The 18,003-nt window shown below is 45.5% G+C and carries 16 protein-coding genes; 7 read left to right on the top strand and 9 right to left on the bottom strand.

All coding sequences use genetic code 11. The features are described from left to right. Positions 1–3: 3 nt before the first annotated feature. Genes AC060N_RS18750 through AC060N_RS18760 form a run of 3 tightly spaced genes read right to left on the bottom strand, consistent with a single transcriptional unit; the run spans position 4 to position 3,236 of the window. A complete protein-coding gene (locus AC060N_RS18750; RefSeq protein WP_479525053.1) occupies positions 4–1,806 on the bottom strand; it encodes a tetratricopeptide repeat protein in 1,803 nt (600 codons plus the stop codon). Positions 1,807–1,847: 41 nt separating this feature from the next. After that, a complete protein-coding gene (locus AC060N_RS18755; protein ID WP_106540598.1) occupies positions 1,848–2,819 on the bottom strand; it encodes a YihY/virulence factor BrkB family protein in 972 nt (323 codons plus the stop codon). Between the two features lie 24 nt (positions 2,820–2,843). After that, positions 2,844–3,236 carry a DUF4783 domain-containing protein gene (locus tag AC060N_RS18760; RefSeq protein ID WP_479525054.1) on the bottom strand — a complete coding sequence of 131 codons (393 nt, stop codon included), beginning with the start codon at positions 3,234–3,236 and terminating at the stop codon, positions 2,844–2,846. Between the two features lie 153 nt (positions 3,237–3,389). Between AC060N_RS18760 and rlmH the strand changes: the two genes are divergently transcribed. The 3 genes from rlmH to AC060N_RS18775 are packed head-to-tail and all read left to right on the top strand — an operon-like array spanning position 3,390 to position 8,324. Continuing rightward, entirely contained in the window at positions 3,390–3,863 is a 474-nt protein-coding gene (gene rlmH, locus AC060N_RS18765) for a 23S rRNA (pseudouridine(1915)-N(3))-methyltransferase RlmH (RefSeq protein WP_479525055.1), read from the top strand. Positions 3,864–3,868: 5 nt separating this feature from the next. Next, positions 3,869–7,573 carry a sensor histidine kinase gene (locus AC060N_RS18770; protein WP_479525056.1) on the top strand — a complete coding sequence of 1,235 codons (3,705 nt, stop codon included), beginning with the start codon at positions 3,869–3,871 and terminating at the stop codon, positions 7,571–7,573. Further along, positions 7,548–8,324, top strand: a complete 777-nt coding sequence (locus AC060N_RS18775; RefSeq protein WP_463237204.1) for an MBL fold metallo-hydrolase — start codon at positions 7,548–7,550, stop codon at positions 8,322–8,324. The genes AC060N_RS18770 and AC060N_RS18775 overlap by 26 nt, the downstream gene beginning before the upstream one ends. 57 nt (positions 8,325–8,381) lie before the next feature. On the opposite strand, the gene serS is transcribed toward AC060N_RS18775, so the two are convergent. The 3 genes from serS to rplU all read right to left on the bottom strand — a co-directional run bounded on the left by serS (position 8,382) and on the right by rplU (position 10,385). Beyond that, positions 8,382–9,656 carry a serine--tRNA ligase gene (serS, locus tag AC060N_RS18780; protein WP_479525057.1) on the bottom strand — a complete coding sequence of 425 codons (1,275 nt, stop codon included), beginning with the start codon at positions 9,654–9,656 and terminating at the stop codon, positions 8,382–8,384. 131 nt (positions 9,657–9,787) lie between these two features. Beyond that, entirely contained in the window at positions 9,788–10,054 is a 267-nt protein-coding gene (gene rpmA / locus AC060N_RS18785) for a 50S ribosomal protein L27 (RefSeq protein WP_106540605.1), read from the bottom strand. A 19-nt stretch (positions 10,055–10,073) separates the two neighbouring features. Then, complete coding sequence (gene rplU, locus AC060N_RS18790) at positions 10,074–10,385, bottom strand: 50S ribosomal protein L21 (RefSeq protein WP_106540606.1); 312 nt, start codon at positions 10,383–10,385, stop codon at positions 10,074–10,076. 253 nt (positions 10,386–10,638) lie between these two features. Here rplU and AC060N_RS18795 point away from each other — a divergent pair, with 253 nt between their 5' ends. Genes AC060N_RS18795 through AC060N_RS18810 form a run of 4 tightly spaced genes read left to right on the top strand, consistent with a single transcriptional unit; the run spans position 10,639 to position 13,850 of the window. Further along, complete coding sequence (locus AC060N_RS18795) at positions 10,639–11,244, top strand: bifunctional nuclease family protein (protein ID WP_479525058.1); 606 nt, start codon at positions 10,639–10,641, stop codon at positions 11,242–11,244. Positions 11,245–11,262: 18 nt separating this feature from the next. Then, positions 11,263–12,534, top strand: a complete 1,272-nt coding sequence (locus tag AC060N_RS18800) for an MFS transporter (RefSeq protein WP_479525059.1) — start codon at positions 11,263–11,265, stop codon at positions 12,532–12,534. A 36-nt stretch (positions 12,535–12,570) separates the two neighbouring features. Next, positions 12,571–13,365, top strand: coding sequence for a thymidylate synthase (locus AC060N_RS18805; RefSeq protein ID WP_479525060.1), 795 nt, complete (start codon positions 12,571–12,573; stop codon positions 13,363–13,365). Continuing rightward, positions 13,362–13,850, top strand: coding sequence for a dihydrofolate reductase (locus AC060N_RS18810; RefSeq protein WP_479525061.1), 489 nt, complete (start codon positions 13,362–13,364; stop codon positions 13,848–13,850). The genes AC060N_RS18805 and AC060N_RS18810 overlap by 4 nt, the downstream gene beginning before the upstream one ends. A gap of 27 nt (positions 13,851–13,877) precedes the next feature. Here the strand turns inward: AC060N_RS18810 and AC060N_RS18815 are convergent, their stop codons facing one another. The 3 genes from AC060N_RS18815 to pbpC all read right to left on the bottom strand — a co-directional run bounded on the left by AC060N_RS18815 (position 13,878) and on the right by pbpC (position 17,999). Further along, complete coding sequence (locus AC060N_RS18815) at positions 13,878–14,675, bottom strand: lysostaphin resistance A-like protein (RefSeq protein WP_479525062.1); 798 nt, start codon at positions 14,673–14,675, stop codon at positions 13,878–13,880. Between the two features lie 185 nt (positions 14,676–14,860). After that, complete coding sequence (locus tag AC060N_RS18820) at positions 14,861–15,535, bottom strand: inorganic pyrophosphatase (RefSeq protein WP_479525063.1); 675 nt, start codon at positions 15,533–15,535, stop codon at positions 14,861–14,863. 91 nt (positions 15,536–15,626) lie between these two features. Continuing rightward, positions 15,627–17,999: a penicillin-binding protein 1C gene (gene pbpC, locus AC060N_RS18825; RefSeq protein ID WP_479525064.1), complete on the bottom strand. Its 2,373-nt coding sequence runs from the start codon at positions 17,997–17,999 to the stop codon at positions 15,627–15,629. Positions 18,000–18,003 lie beyond the last annotated feature (4 nt).

The raw sequence follows: 18,003 nt of genomic DNA on the forward strand, positions 1-18,003 counted from the left end.
CTTTTACTTCCTATCTCTAAGCGCCCGGTAATTTTTTCGTGCATCTTCGATGTAAACACTCCCGGGATGATGCAGAACGATGTCTTTGTAGATCGCTTCTGCCTTATCGGGAAGATTTAGCTCTTTTTCATACAACTCTCCCAACCTGAAACGCGCCTCATCACTGTTTTTTCCATCGGGATATTTTTTCAATAAATCGTTATACGCGCTCGCCGCTTCCTGGTACTTTTGAAGTTTGACCAATATTTTAGCCTTACGGGAAAGAACCTCCTCATTTAAATCGCTGTAAGGATATTTTTGTTGCAGAGAATCGAGTCGCAAAAGCGCTTCTTGAGGTCTGTTGCAGAAGCGATCCAAATCGGCACGGGCCAACATCTGCAAATCGCTGTTGAGTGAATCGGGCGCCTCGTGATTTTCAATCAGCAACGAGAGTGCCAGCGCGTCGTTGGCGGTCAGTTTGGCTGTGCTCCCCTTTAAAACATCCATTTGGGCCTTCACCCAATTAAAATCTCCCATGTAATACGCCAACCGGGCTCGCTTGAATTTTGCCTCATCGGCCAAATTGGTTTCCCGCATCTCTTTAGCAACCTGCGCGTACAATAAAACGGCTTCCCAATAGTCTCCGGCACAAACGTTGCAATCAGCCAATTCCACTTTCAGCTTTCCTTTTTGTGTCGGGTTCAATCCCTGTATCTTTCCTGCTCTCTCCAGCAAATCGATGGCTTTGGCCGGCTGGTGATTGTAAAATGCCAAAAACTGTGCGTAGTCTTCTATCAAAAACAATGTGTGACGGCTTTCGCCCAGTTGATGAAATGTCTTCTGAAACAACTGCTCCAGACTGTCAATAGCTGTTTTTCGAGACGTTTGATCGGCCAGAAAACGCTGATAAGCGACCTGCGTTTGCCTCAGCTGCGCTTCTTCCCGGTAGGGATTGTCACCTTTTCGGCTTTTCAGGTAATCGTATGCCCGAAGTGCTTCTGAATAGGCACCACCTTTAGCGGCCAGTTGTGCCAGGTTCAGTAAGGTGGACGCTTCATCGCCGGTTCTCCGGTCGAGCGCCAGTGCCTGACTCAACGCGGCTGAATAGTTTTTTTGCTGAATGAGAAACCAAACAAACAATTTGTTGTACACTACATTGCCCGGATCGGACTGCATGCGAGCCAGAATCGTCTTCTGCATCTGGTCTTTTAACTCTCCGTCGATATCGTAATAGAATGCCGTCATTAACCGGCCCTCCACAGTAGTCAATGCTTGCGGCTGCGATTTCAGCAGATCAAGATATGCATCCAGCATCAACGGGTAATTCCGGGTACGGAAATAAATTTGGGCCAGCTCATAATGAAATTCCTGGGATGGAAACTTTTTCTGTGCTTCCTGGTATACTTTCGCTGCCCAGTCCATTTCGCCCAGCGTATAAAAAGCATTTCCCAGCTCTATAATACGCGAACGCTCGGGCTGAAGACCATCCAACGCCTGCTGATAATATTCCTCAGCACGTTTCGTGTCGCCCTCCCGACTGTACACATACCCCTGCCATACCAGGTATTTGGACTTTTTACTTTCCCTGAGTTTTTGCCGAATGGTTTTCAAAGCCGTCTTATAATCACTCGATTCGATCAAACAACGCAGGTAATATTGGAAATAGGCGTCGGCCCCGGAATCATCATAAAGCGATTTGAAAAGTTTGGCCGCTTTGTCGTACTTCTGCTCCTGAAAATAACGGTTGGCCTGATCGCGAATCATCACTTTCTCATTCTTCTTCTGGGCAAAGCCCTGAGGCATACCCGCAAATAAGAAGATGAGCATAGAAAAGAAAAAATATATCGTAAAGGAATTTGGTCCCTTTTTCATTTTAAATCGAGGTTAGAAAATTCGTCGATCTCGCCGGCCGAGAATTTTTTATTATTCTTCCGGGCATTGGCAATGCTCACATTTAGCTCGAATCCGACCAGCAAAATGACCGCATTAAAGTATATCCAAATCATTACCACCAGCAACGTCCCAATCGAACCGTACAATTTGTTGTAACGCCCAAAATTATTGATGTAAAATGAGAATCCCAGTGAAGTAATCAACGAAAGAATGGCTGCCAGACTCACACCGGCAGAAATGAAACGAAACTTGGATTTCTTCGCTGGTGCGTAATAAAACAAAAACGCGTAAGTGAAAAAGAAGAGGGCACAAATGACTACCCATTTACCGACCAACAGCAAATAGTAGGTAAAGTCCTTTACCAGGATATGTTTGTCGACCAGAAAATTAAGCGCCAACTGCCCGAGAGTCATCAATGTGATCCCAACGGTCATCAGCAATGTAAGAATGATAACAAGGGCCAGTGAAACGACCCGCTGATTCCACCACGATCGAGTATCCATCTCATGTACAGTGGCATTGAAGGCAGAAATCAGAGAATCAACTCCGTTCGTTGCAAAGATGAGGGCGAAAAAGAAACCGAACGATAACAATCCTCCGTGAGGCTGCGTAACGATATCTTCCACCGTACTACTGATCGCCTCGAAAGCGTTCTGGGGTACAATGCTCTCGATCAAGCCCAGTAACTCCGACTGAAAGTTCTCGATCGGAACATACGGTATCAAAGTAAAGATGAAAATGATGGCCGGGAAAATGGCCAGTATAATGTTGAAAGCAATTGCTGAAGCCCTTGTCGTAATGGATCCGTTTTCAATTCCCTTCCAGAAAAACAGACCAACATCGTAAAGGGGAACATCTTCAAAAATTGGTAATGAAATTTTCTTTGCCCGCTCCCGAATGTGTTCCAGCCGCTTGCGGACATATTCCTTGAGTTCTGTCACAGGCATAAGCAGGCAATTGCGTAATTTTGGTTACTCTTTCTCGATGCGAAGCTGATGGATCAACGGCTTGTTATCCTTATTCTTCAGTAAGAAATATACCCGGAATGTTTCCTTATCAGTTTCCAGACTTCCAATGGCGTAGCGAGCATCTTCCTTGCCACCCTGGTGAATTACCCGGAATTGATTGGGTTTATTTTTTGCAAAAAAATCCTTCAGAATCTGTTCTGCCTGAGCCTGCGAACATACGTTTTCCCTGTTTAAAATGACAAGCTCAACATTATCGTTAAAATAAGCTGCCAACGTTTTTGCGTTCCCCGAGCTCAACCCGATAATAATTTGGTCCGGCATTTGTGCATATAGTGCGGTGGCCGGAAGGATAAACAGGAACAAGGCGATCAAAATTTTTCCTGCCTTTTTCTTCATATCGCTATATTTAGTTACCGAAACAGTCATGCAACAATCATGCAAAACATCAAGCAAGATACAAAAATATTGTAATTAGAAAGGGGCGAACAACGGCTCTCCTTTTAAATCATTAAATTTAACCTTTACAAAACAACTCAGCAAAATTGAAACATGAAAGTAACACTGGTAGTCATCGGTAAAACGGACAAGGATTATTTGAAGAAGGGAATCGATATTTACAGTAAACGACTGTTTCATTATCTGCCATTTGAGATAAAAACTATCCCGGATATCAAAAACAGCAAAAATCTGACCACTGAACAACAGAAAGAAAAAGAGGGTGTCCTTATTTTAAACCAGGTGACCGCCATGGACCAGCTTATCTTACTGGACGAGAAAGGAGAAGAGATGAGTTCAGTCGATTTTTCAAAATGGATGGAAAAACGAATGGTAGCCGGAACAAAACATCTGGTTTTTGCCATTGGTGGCCCCTATGGATTTTCTCCGGCAGTTAAAGCACGTGCCAACGGAAAGTTATCACTTTCGAAGATGACTTTTTCGCACCAAATGGTCCGATTGATTTTTATTGAACAACTATATCGCGCTATGAGCATCTTAAATGGCGAACCCTATCATCACGAATAATCCCTATGCGAAAACTCTGGCATCAACACCGGTTACTGCTTTTCTCTATTGTCTTTCTAGGCGTTGCCTGGTTCTGGGAGCACCTCCTTCTTAATAATGCTACGCTTCATCAGGAAATCGCCCACGTCGCCCACGTGATGGAAAAAAAGGAAGCAACCCTCAATCAAGTTTTAAATAATATTGCCAGTGACCCAACTAAAATCGCTTCGGAACGCTATTCGATTGACACAGCCAACCGCTGGGACCAACTTGCTAAACAAGGAATTACATTCAATATTTTTCAAGGTGATTCACTGATTTACTGGACCTCTTCCGAAACTGCTTTCAATGACTCACTGCCCAAGGTTTCGGCAGACAACAGCCTGATTAAGAAGCTCCCTACCGGCTGGTATATGACTAAACAGCTAAACACCGATAGCCTTACGTTGGTAGGTTACATACTAATAAAACAGGTTTATCCGTACCATAATAAATATTTGCGCGACCATTTTCCGAGTGATTTCAGACTGCCTCCCGATTTCCTGGTCCACCCTCAACCTGCCTCTAACCCGGTTTACGATGTTAAGGACAGCAACAACCGATTCCTGTTTTCGCTGGAGCCTACCGGCGAATTGGTCACGCCGGAACATGACCTGTTTTTTCCCTCTGGGTTGTATTTCATTGCGCTGCTTTTCTTCCTCATCTACACTGTACAAATTCTAAACCTGCGCCTTCCCATCCGGGGGCCTGCAAAGATACTGCTCAGTATCGTCATCGCTTTTGGGATTTACTATCTTGTTAACCAACTCGACAGGCCGGCTATTTTCGAGTACCTGCGACTCTTTTCACCGGTTTATTTTGCTGCCGGTTCGTGGTTGCCATCACTAGGTGAGTTTTTCCTGCTTTCCATCTTATTACTTTACGTCGCGCTGGTATTTTTCCGATCGTTGGACGTCAAAGATTTTCAGCATCCCAAATGGGGAAAGATTTCGCTCTTGCTTCCCTTTCTTTTTGCTGCCTTTTACTTTACCTTCAGCATCTTTCTATTCCAGATTCTCATCCTGAACTCATCCATTAACTTTGAGTTTTACCAGGAAATGAGAATCTCTCTTCCCAACGTTTTGGGATTCATTTCACTGGTGCTTCAATGCCTGGGATTCCTTCTCATTGCTCTCCGTCTTCGGTTCATTGCCAGAAACATATTCAGTTTAAAGCAATACCTGGTTGCTGCCGTTATTTCTGCCTTGTTGGCCCTTGGGGTTTTTATTCTGGGCGGACATGCAGTCAACTGGTTTCCGTTTACTTTCTACATCATTATCATCACCGCACTTTATTTTATCCGTTACGACTCCCTGCTGAAATACCGGACGACCTTTCTGGTGGTTTATTCGCTACTGGCGGCTTTGCTTTTCGACCACATGCTATTTGTACATGTCAAAACGCGCAACACCAACATTCAGAAAGTACTGGCCGTCAACCTGGCATCCGAACGCGACCCGGCGGCCGAGCTTTATCTGTCTGATTTGGAGCCGCGGCTTCATCGCGATACATTGCTACAAACGCTTTTGGTCCCGCCATATGATGTACTCGAACAATACCTCCGAAAAAACTATTTCACCGGGTTTTGGCGCGATTACGATTTGCAGGTAACGGTTTGCGGAGACCAGGACAGCGTGCTGGTGAAACCCGACAACGACCTACATCCTTGTCATGCTTTCTTCGAGAACATGGTTTCGCAAAGCGGAGTGGAAATTCCCGGCAGCGATTTCTATTTCATGGATAAACTAAACGGGCGTATCTCGTACTTCGGGCAAATGGCGTTCAAGAGTGCAGTCGACGGGCGACCTCTGACCGTTTTCGTGGAACTAAACTCCCGCTTAATCCCGGAGGGGCAAGGCTACCCGGAACTGTTACTAGACGAACGGGCAGCCCGCAAAAACCGTCGCGACGGCTTCTGCTACGCGAAATACTACAATGACCAGCTGGTCGACCGAAGCGGGAAATTTGCTTACACACTGTCTATCAAAGAGTACCTTCACGGGAAAGGAGAATTTCATTTTTATGATCTCGATGGCTATTCGCATTGTGCTTACCACATTAGTGGAAACAATTATACGGTTGTCAGCTATCCGGAGATGTCTTTTGTCAAGCGACTGGCATCGTTTCCTTATCTGTTCCTGCTGACTTACATTGCAGGACTTCTGGTGATTGGTCTGAATAATCCGAAAGGCTGGTATTTCTTCCGGCGACATTGGGACTTCCGTCGAAAGATTCAGTTTTCCCTCATTTCAATTCTATTGGGAACACTGCTGATCATCGGATTTGGTATTATTGCTTACAACTACACACAGTTCAAGGCTTCCATCCAGGAAAACCTGAACGAAAAAATAAGGACGGTATCGGCTGAACTGGAAATGAGACTGGGAAGAGAAAACCAAATTTCTCCCGACATGGAGAATTATCTCGATTATGAACTGATTCAACTATCCGATATTTCCTGGGTCGATGTCAACCTGTTCGATACCACCGGGACGCTGATTGCTACTTCGCGGGATGAGATTTATGAGCGTGGTCTCACCGCTCCGAAGATGAATCCGCGCGCTTTCTACGCCATGTCGGTGGAACACCGAACCAACTATCTCCATCGCGAGAAGCTGGGAAACATGACTTTCTACTCGTCGTATGTTCCGGTTTTCAATAACAACAACGAGTTGCTGGGCTACCTCAACATTCCGTACCTCAGTAAACAGAATGAGCTGATGCAGCAGATCTCGGGCTTCATCGTGGCTTTCCTGAACATCTACATTTTCCTTACACTTATCAGTGTGATGGTGGCTGTGTTCATCAGTAGTCGTATTACGGCCCCATTGCGAACCATCGAAGAAAATTTGCGTGGCATTCAGTTAGGAAAAGCAAATGCCAAAATCGCTTATAAGGCAAATGACGAAATCGGACGGTTGGTAAAAGAGTATAACCTGAAGGTGGACGAACTGGCGGAGAGTGCCGAGTTACTCGCCCGTTCGGAGCGGGAAAGCGCATGGCGGGAAATGGCACGGCAGATCGCCCACGAGATAAAGAACCCACTCACTCCAATGAAGTTGAGTATTCAGTATCTGCAACGGGCCCGAAAACAGGAAAAAGAAAACTTCGACGAGTACTTCCGACAGGTAACAAAAACACTCATCGAGCAGATTGAAACGCTCTCATCTATCGCATCGGCTTTTTCCAACTTTGCCCGGATGCCAAAAGCGCATTACGAAAAGCTCGACCTTTGCGACCGGCTTCAGGAAGTGACCAACTTGTTTGACAACAACCCGCATGCCTCCGTTCTTTTCGAACAACCAACCACCTGTCCGGTATTTGTTCTGGCCGACAAAGAACAACTAAGTCGCGCTTTCATCAATTTGGTGAAAAATGGGATGCAGGCCATCCCCAAAACCAGAAAAGGTTTTGTTGAAATTAGTTTGCATACCGAAGAGGATTTTGCCCAGGTTGAGATTTCCGACAACGGAGTAGGAGTTGCTGAAGAGCTTCGGAGCAAATTGTTCGAACCCAACTTCACGACCAAGACAAGCGGCATGGGACTGGGACTCGCGATTACTAAAAGCATCATCGAAAATCTTGATGGAAAAATCTGGTTTGAAACATCTCCCAAAGAGGGAACCCGTTTCTTAATTCGGTTGCCAATTTATAGTAAAGAACGACATGAAAATCACGATTCTGAACGATAATACGGCTGGTAAAGTATGTGGTGCGGAACACGGTCTTTCTTTTCTGATAGAAGCCGATCAAACCATTTTGTTCGACACAGGCCCGTCAGATATCATCGTCCGCAATGCACGGATTCTGGGGATCGACCTGAAAATAATTGATGCCATTGCGTTGAGTCATGGGCACTGGGACCACGTCAACGGCCTGATGCACCTCGGGCATAAACCGCTCATTCTGCATCCTGATGCTTTTCTTTCCCGTTACCGGAAAGCAGACCATTCCCCCTTGGGTATGCCGGCAAGTCGTGATGAACTAACAAACAGGTTCGAGATTATCGAAAGTCGTGAGCCTTACCCGATTTCAGATGAACTTTGGTTTTTAGGAGAAATTCCACGCGTCACCGATTTCGAGGCGAAGGAAACACCGTTCGAATTGGAAGATGGAAGCGATGATTTTGTTGCTGACGATTCGGGGATGGTGGCTTTGACAGACCACGGGCTCGTCGTAATTTCGGGATGTGCCCATTCCGGCATCTGCAACATGGTGCTGCATGCGCAGAAAGTTATTCCCGGTTTTCCGGTTTATGCCGTTATCGGCGGCTTTCATCTCACCAATGAAACGGAACGCGTTGAGAAAACCATCGAATTTATGAAAGCGCGCAAGGTTACCCGCGTTATTCCCTCGCATTGTACTGGCTTACCGGCTTTGACCCGTTTTTATCAGGAATTTCCTTTTATGCAGATCCGAACGGGGCAAACTCTCGAATTTTAAGCAAAAAAAAAGCCGGTAGTTCATTACCGGCCTTCAGGATATATTAAAAAGTAAATCTTAGTTCATAATTTCTGTGCCCATGTAAGGAACCAACACCTTCGGCACGCGAATACCTTCGGCTGTTTGGTTGTTTTCCAGCAACGCGGCAACGATACGCGGCAATGCCAGTGCACTACCATTCAGCGTATGCGCAACCTGCGGTTTCTTTTGCCCTTCTTCGCGGAAGCGTAATTTCAACCGGTTGGCCTGGAATGACTCAAAGTTAGATACCGACGACACTTCCAACCAACGCTCCTGCGCAGCCGACCAAACTTCGAAGTCGTAAGTAAGCGCCGAGGTGAAACTCATGTCGCCACCACAAAGACGCACAATGCGGAACGGCAGCTCGAGCTTTTCGACCAGCGATTTCACGTAGCTAACCATTCCGTCGAGCACTTCGTACGATTTATCGGGATGGGCCACTTGTACTATTTCTACTTTGTCGAACTGGTGCAAACGGTTCAGTCCGCGAACATCTTTTCCGTACGAACCTGCCTCGCGACGGAAACAAGCTGAATAGGCTGTGTATTTGATAGGCAATTCCTTCGCATCCACAATCACATCGCGGAAGATGTTGGTCACCGGAACCTCTGCTGTCGGAATCAGGTAGAGATTGTCGGCAGTAGCGTGATACATCTGTCCTTCCTTATCGGGAAGCTGGCCGGTACCAAAACCTGATGCTTCGTTCACCACGTAAGGAGGCTGCACTTCGGTAAAACCGTTTTCACGAGCCTGGTCGAGGAAAAAGTTGATAAGCGCACGCTGTAAACGGGCTCCCCATCCTTTATATACAGGGAAACCGGCACCGGTAATTTTCACACCCAACTCAAAGTTGATGAGGTCGTATTGCTCGGCCAGCTCCCAGTGCGGCTTGGCATTTTCGCCAAGCTCCGGTTTTACGCCACCTTCGTCAACAACCAAATTATCTTCAGCTGTTTTACCGGCAGGAACCAGTTCCGAGGGAATATTCGGCAACTGCACCTGCAGTTCCATCAACTCTTCATCTATCCGGTCGAACTCCTGATCCATCTCCTTGATCGACTCTTTCAGTTCTGCGGTACGGGCTTTAGCGGTATTAGCTTCATCGGTTTTTCCCGACTTGAATAACATGCCGATCTCCTTCGAGAGTTTATTCATTTCCGCTTTGCGCGAATCCACCTCATTCTGAGTTTCGTTCCGCTTCCGGTACAGTTCGAGAACCTGGTCAACAATCTCGCGCGCGTCGAACTCCTTTACGGCTAAACGTTCGACTACCCAATCAGGGTTTTCCTGGATAAATTTCAGACTTAACATGGTCGGTATGTTATTTCAATAATTAACGGTTAATCGTAAACAGTTGACAAATTTAAGCATAAAAAAATCTCCTGCCTCATTACCGGAGTAACAAAACAGGAGATAAATATCGTTAAACTGAATACGGTCGTTTATTCAGCTTCTGTATACGGTTCTACCGATACGTAGGATCTATCGTTCCTTCTTTTCTGGAATTTTACGGTTCCGTCGATCAGGGCAAACAAGGTGTGGTCTTTACCCATACCTACGTTAGCACCCGGATGATGAGCGGTACCACGCTGACGTACCAAAATGTTACCTGCTTTGGCAACCTGGCCGCCATAAATTTTCACTCCCAGTCGTTTACTTTCCGATTCGCGACCGTTCTTGGAACTACCTACTCCTTTTTTATGTGCCATGGTAAAATGTTTTTAACGTTTACGCAACTACTTCAGCAATTTGAATTTGAGTAAAAGACTGACGGTGTCCGTTTTTTACCCGGTAACCTTTCCGGCGCTTTTTCTTGAAAACAATTACTTTGTCACCTTTTACGTGTGCAAGCACCTTGGCAGTAACCTTAGCCCCTTCCACTACGGGAGTTCCAATTTTTACTTCGCCTTCGTTGTCTACCAGCAATACTTTGTCGAACTCTACATCTGCACCTTCTTCATTAGGCAGGCGATGTACAAAAACCTTCTGGTCTTTTTCAACCTTGAACTGCTGTCCGGCAATTTCTACAATAGCGTACATTTCTGTTCTTTTAACTGTTATGTCCGGAAGGCGGATACATTAATATATCACTTGAAGAGCCAACTCGGATTTATTTGGATTGCAAAATTATGCATTCTGGTTTTGATTACCAAAGTATTAACTAAAATATTTTTGATTTTACCAACGCTATAAATCAAACCGATATGCGGTTTGATCGCTTTAGCCCTTAAAATCCCTAAACTATTTTTATATTTGTTCTCATACATAGTCTTTATGATACCATTAAGACCTGATGAGAAAAATTAAACTTAATATTCTTGGATTATCCTACAGCCAAACCCAGTCGGGAGCTTACGCTCTCGTGCTGTCGGAAGATGATGGTAACAGGAGAATTCCAATCATAATCGGTGCTGTAGAAGCACAAGCTATTGCGATACAACTTGAAGGTTTAAAACCTCCCCGACCATTAACCCACGATCTGTTTTTAAACACGGCGCTGGCCTTTAATATCAATGTCGTCGAAGTTTTTATCCATAAACTGGAAGAGGGAATTTTCTATGCCGAGCTCGTTTGCGAACAAGACGGCAACCAGATAACTGTCGATTCCCGGACTTCGGATGCCGTTGCCCTGGCCCTCCGGTTTGAATGCCCTATTTATACCACCGAAGAGATTCTGGATAAAGCTGGCATCATTCTCGATTTCGAGGAAGAGGAAAACGAGGATGAAGAAAGCTCAGACAAAGAGATGGTCGGCCCGGAAGAGGACGAAGATTCAGACTACTCTGTCTATTCTACCGAAGAGCTCAACACCATGCTCGACAAAGCCGTCTCGGAAGAGGATTACGAAAAAGCCTCCGAAATCAGGGACGAAATCCAGAAAAGAACAAAAAATAAGTAAGCATTTTAATAGGCATTTATGAGCAATACTAAAATGCGCTTAATAATGATGAACTTTTTAGAGTTCTTCGTATGGGGCGCTTGGATGATGACCTTAGGCACCTATGCTTTTGGCGTGAAACATTGGGATAGTGCTGAATTTGGCATTATCTTCTCTACAATGGGAATTGCGTCGCTGTTTACACCAGCGCTATTTGGTATTATCGCCGACAAGTGGATAAAATCAAACGTTTTGTTTGGCTTGCTGCATCTACTATTTGGACTTACGCTTTCCATATTGCCGATGATAAATAATCCGTGGGTGTTCTTCGCAATCATGCTGTTAGCCATGTGCTTTTATATGCCAACCATTGCACTCAATAATTCAATTGGATTTGAGTTACTTGTCCGTGAAGGGAAAGATCCGCAAATAGCGTTTCCTCCTATCAGGGTTTGGGGAACGATTGGTTTTATTGCCGCCATGTGGATCACCAATATCGTTAAGCTGGCCATCCCTGATATTTTTGAAAGAGGATATTTTGCAGGCTACAGCTTTTTGATTGGAACTGCCGGTGCAGTTGTTTTGTCAATTTTTACATTTACTCAAATTCCTTCCATTAAGCCCGAAAATAAAATAAAAGGCTCCACAAAACTGGTCGACAAATTAGGATTGCAAGCTTTTAGCCTGTTCAAAGATTCTAAAATGGCTGTGTTTTTTATTTTTAGCATTTTGCTGGGAGCCGCACTTCAACTCACCAATGCTTATGGCGATGCATTCATTAGTAGTGTAAATCATCCGTTCACCAAAGAATATAGTACCATAATTCTATCTGTCTCCCAGGTATCAGAAACACTGTTCATTCTTACCATTCCATTCTTTTTAAGCCGGTTTGGTATTAAAAAAGTAATGTTGATGAGCATGTTCGCATGGATGTTGCGTTTTGGCTTATTCGGTATTGCGGGGCCAACCACGTGGGGCATTGTAGCAATTTTTGCTTCGTGTATTGTGTATGGTATGGCTTTCGATTTCTTCAACATTTCAGGAGCACTGTTTGTTGAAGAATCAACAGGTGAGAAAATTAGAAATTCGGCCCAGGGAGTGTTTATGATGATGACCAATGGAGTAGGTGCTGTGCTTGGGAATGTTGCTGCAGGATATGCAATAAAAATATTTTTTACCGGCAGCAATGGTTCGCTGGATTGGCCATCTATCTGGTACACATTCGCAATATATGCATTGATTGTTGCTGTTTTATTTATGGTTTTGTTTAAATATAAACACACTCCTAAAAAGAAATTGGAACTATCATGAATGAACAATGAGCTGAGCTCATTAAAATTTACACCCGTGAAACAATACCTAGATTTACTCCAGCATGTTCTCGATAATGGTGCTCCGCGCGAAGATCGCACCGGAACCGGCACATTAAGTGTTTTTGGTCACCAGATGCGTTTCGATTTGTCGGAAGGCTTTCCGGTATTAACAACCAAAAAGCTGCACCTGAAGTCCATTATCCACGAACTGCTTTGGTTCCTACAGGGCGAAACCAATGTGAAGTATTTACAGGAAAACGGGGTACGTATCTGGAATGAGTGGGCAGATGACAAGGGAGAGCTCGGTCCCATTTATGGTTATCAATGGCGTTCGTGGCCCACACCAAAAGGGGAACATGTCGACCAGATTTCCAGGGCCATCGACCAGATAAAAAACAATCCGCTTTCGCGCCGCATCATTGTAAGTGCGTGGAACGTTGGGCAGCTCAATGAAATGAACCTACCGCCATGCCATATTCTCTTTCAGTTTTATGTGAATGACGGAAAATTGTCGTGTCAACTATATCAACGAAGTGCCGATATTTTCCTGGGGGTGCCCTTTAATATTGCCTCTTACGCTTTGCTAACGATGATGATGGCACAGGTTACGGGATTAAAACCGGGTGATTTTGTGCACACGTTGGGTGATGCGCATATTTATAATAACCACATGGAGCAGGTAAAACTGCAGTTGACCCGTGAACCTTATCCACTTCCGCAGATGAAAATCAACCCGGATGTGAAAAGCATTTTCGATTTCAAATACGAAGATTTCGAGTTGGTGAATTACCAGGCTCATCCCCATATTAAAGGAAAAGTGTCGGTATGATTCATCAGAATATTTCCATCATTGTGGCCATTGCTAAAAACTATGCAGTTGGCAGCAATAACAATCTGCTCTTCTATCTGCCCGACGACCTGAAACGTTTCAAGAAAATTACGACGGGCCATCCCATTATCATGGGAAAGAATACACTGCTGTCGCTGCCCAACGGTCCGCTTCCCAACCGGAGAAACATCGTTATTTCTAAATCACTCGAGTCATTCGAAGGTGTTGAGATCGTCCGAAGCATCGAAGAGGCTGTTGAAAAGGTGAAAAACGAAGAAGAAGCATTTGTGATTGGCGGTGGAATGATTTACGAACAGTTCTATCCGTTAGCAGGAAAGTTATATCTCACGTTGGTGCATGAAAAATTCGAAGCTGACACCTTTTTTCCTGAAATAGATTATACTGAGTGGGAAGAGCTGGAACGGGAAGAGCATCACGACAAAAAAAACGATTTCGACTACACGTACGTCACATTACGGCGTTAACCCGCTCAATTCACATTTCATGTAGAATTATCTTACCTGACGAAGCACCATGCGTCGCATCAGGTAGAAGATGCCAATTGTAAGAACAACCAGTCCCAATTCCTCCAACAGTAACCGTCCGTTAAAATCGGGTAGACCATTTTTCACAACCGAAAGAAACAGAGAACCATCCAGCCAGGAAAAGAAGATGAAAAAGTTCCAGGCAATGTGAAAAATAATGCTGGAAAGAAGTGAGCGGGTGACAACATACAATAAGCCCGATACTGCCCCCAGCAACAGTGCTGTAAGTAAGTGTTCATTCCCCCATTGCGCCAGCGCGTAAAGAAACGATGAAATGATAATCGCCTTGGTTACATTCAATTTATGCAACATGTGTCCCAGCAAAATTCCCCTGAAAAAGATTTCCTCAATCAACGGTAACAAGATGACAAATAAAACGAATGTCACCGGACTGGGCTCTAAACCAAAGGCGTGAAGGTTGACCCCACGCAGAGAGATCGGCTGTAGAAAATACAAAGGGCCAATACCTAAAGCAAAAACAGCCGTGAGAATCAGAATCAGTGGAATAACAAGTGTAGGTAGCGGCCTAATTATCAAATCGGTTGTTTGAGCACCGCAAAATTTTACACCTGCGTTTAATATCAGGATGGTTACCGCCCAGATTCCTCCGTGAAAAAGAAAATTATTGCCTTCCCAATGAACAAGCTTAGATATGCTCAACGGAATCCAAATGGCTAAAACAAGAATGAAGCCGACGGAAAACAGCCATCTGAGCTGAGGCAGATATTGTCGGTAATCGGAATTAAAACCAAATGTTTTTCTCATGATCCTAAATTCTACACATCTATCAATTAAGAAGATGTAAAGATGAAATTATGATCATAAATTGAAACAATCAACTTTTTTCCGTGAACAGCTGATTCTATATGGTGAACGCCGTAAACTTTCTGACGAACGGAATTTTGAAAGCAAAAAAATCCCCGGATTTTTGGTCCGGGGAAGTATCTTGTCTAGTCGTCAAGCGATAGAAGTTTGCCTAAATTTTCGAACCGTTGTGTGTAATCCGAAATCGATCGTTTAATCACCTCAATGGCTTCATCGTGCTCATAAATATGAGTGATTTCCGAATTACGGACTTCGTCCGGGATATCCTTGTAGGTGAGAAAATAGTGTTTCAAGCGAATGATGATATTTTCCGGAACGTCTTTTAGCGATTCATAGCCACCATAAACAAAGTCATTGTCCAATACAGCTATGATTTTATCGTCGGCTTCGCTTTTATCAATCATTCGGAAACCACCGATAGGACGCGCCGTTACCAGGATATCGCCGTGATGAATGGCTTTCTCGGTCAGCACCACAATATCTATTGGATCACCGTCACCCTTGATTCCGTTTCGGCCGGTTTTGTCACTACAATAGTCACCAACCAACTTGCCACAATAAGTCTGCGGGATAAATCCATACAATGCGGGAACCACGTTGGAATACCGCTGGGGGCGGTCGATTTTCAGGTAGCCCGTATCTTTGTCTACCTCATATTTAACGGTATCTGTCGGAACCACCTCGATATAAGCGGTCACTTTTTCCGGAGCATCACTACCGATATGCACTCCATGCCAGGGATGCGATTTGTACCGCAACCCCATCAGCCGGCCTATCGGATCCGAAAATTTATCTGCCATAGTTCATTTATTTTAAGACACAAAACTAAACAAAAGATTGAAGGACTGGTTCAAACCTGCTATGTTATTCAGTTGAACAACATATTATTCACTATTCAAGCTTCTTTCCTGCCACTACCACAATGGATTTTTGCAGCTCGTTTCCCTGATTATCGATCAGTGTGATGACATGCTTTCCCACCGATGGGCTCACCGGCATTTGGTGCTTCCCGGTAGTTTCACCAAGATATTTATCATCGAGATGCCAGTAAATCACAGCATCCGGATTGGAGTGAGCTGCTTCCAAAATGACCTTCCCAGGCGAACCATCTAATTGTATAGGGACAAACACTTGGTTGTTTTCCCGCGGGTAAATCATCTCCATCACCTTCGAGGCAGGCGTTTCGGCACAATCGGGCCGGAAAGGCGGCAGTGGTTTATACAGCGGATTCCTTCGTTTATAATACCATTCCATCACAGGCGGCAGCACAAACCATGATTTGTGAATCATCTTGTCCACCGGTACACACTGACTTGTCACCTGCCACTTCCAAGTCGGATCGAGATGTACCAGTCGATGAAAGGGACAAGCTTTCGTATGCAAGCCTTTCGGCATAATCCACGTCGTATCGGCATCGGTGCAATAGGGTCCCATCCGGTATCCGCTTTCGCGACATAAAGGAACTCTCACCATTTCATCCACCGGCTGTGTGAACCACTTTCCGGCAGGAAGCAAATGAAAAATATCGAACATGATGGGCGCCGCTGCTGTCGTTCCGGTCAGGCCGGGACGACCTTCGCCATCGGCATTGCCGCACCAAACCGCTACAAGATAATTTCGGTCGAGTCCAACGGCCCAGCCATCGCGGAAGCCAAAACTGGTTCCCGTTTTCCAGGCAACCTTCCGGGAAGAAGCAAACGACTCCCATCCGGCTTCTTCCGACGGACGATGCACCTTTAGCAGGGCGTTAAAAGTTAACCAAGCGGCTCCGGCCGAAATCGGAATATCTTTCGCTTCCTGCTTCGAATAACTTTTTCCCTGGTAAGACGGTTCCCTGAAATCGTTCTTCAGGGCCTTGCCATCCATTGTTTCATAATGTATCAGGATGCGTCCAAGCGACGAATAGGCCCCAGCCAAACCCCACAAATCAACTTCGCCACCGCCCAGGATCAGCGAAAGCCCATAGTGATTAGCGGGATGATTCAGAGTGGAGAAATGCAGCCGTTTCATTAACCCGTAAAATCGATCGACACTGAAGTCGCGCAGCATACGCACAGCTGGGATATTCAGTGATTTAGACAAGGCCATGGAAGCAGGAACAGCGCCTTCAAATTTCAGATCGAAATTCTGTGGACTGAAACCGCCAATATTGGTAGGAATATCGGGAATCAACGTGTTGGGAAGAATCAAACCATCGTCCTGCATAGCCGCATAAAGAAAGGGCTTCAGGATACTTCCCGAACTTCTGGGAGCAGTTACTACATCCACATCTTCGCCATGTTCGCCGTTTCCCCTGTCCGGATTGTTTCCCACGTATGCAAGCACCTCGCCTTTTTCCACATTCAACACAAGCGCCGCCGCATTGAAAACACCATTGGCTTTCAGTGCTACCAGATGTTGCCTGACCACATCGTTCACATGCTCCTGCAGATTCCTCTCTACAGTCGTCTTGATTCTTTCTCCGGGATGCTCCTTCAACACCCGGTTCAGCAACTGCGGAGCAATTCGCGGGATAGCGTACACTTTCTGCGGAAGCTCTTCCAGCTTGGCCAGCCGGCAGGTCATTGAGTCAATTTTTCCCTGCTGTTGAAGCCGATCGAGCAACCGGTTTCGTTTGGCCAATAATAATCTGTTCTGCCTACCGGGATACATCAACGAAGGAGCGTTGGGCAAAACGGCCAGCGTCGCTGCTTCGCTCCACGACAACTGGTCGGGATTACGACCGTAATAGCGCCAGGCCGCAGCATCCAGCCCGACGACATTTCCCCCGAAAGGGGCATGAGAAACATACAAACGCAAAATCTCATCCTTGGAATAACGCACCTCGGCGCGAACGGCCAGTGCCATCTCCACCAACTTTTGCCACAGGTTGCGCGGTTTCCCATTCCGGGAAAGACGAATGAGCTGCATCGTAATGGTACTTCCGCCACTGACGATGCGTCTGTTACGGATATCCTGAATCACGGCGCGCCCCAGAGCAAACGGATTAACACCGGGATGCTGATAAAAATGCTCATCCTCGAACGTGAGAACTGCTGTCTTGTATTTATCGGGAACATTTCCGATTTCGGGAAAACGCCACTGCCCGTCATCGGCAATGTGGGCACCGAGTAATGCTCCGTTTTGACTTTCGATGACGGTAGAGCAAGGGTCCGAAAAAAGCGGATTGGGCAGGCTGAACCACCAAACCACAAAAAGTGCCAGCAGCCCAACGCCTACATATATTTTCCACTTTTTCCGAACCCTCAACTTCGTCATGCTCATTCGT

Source organism: Prolixibacter sp. DSM 2831, assembly GCF_056493735.1.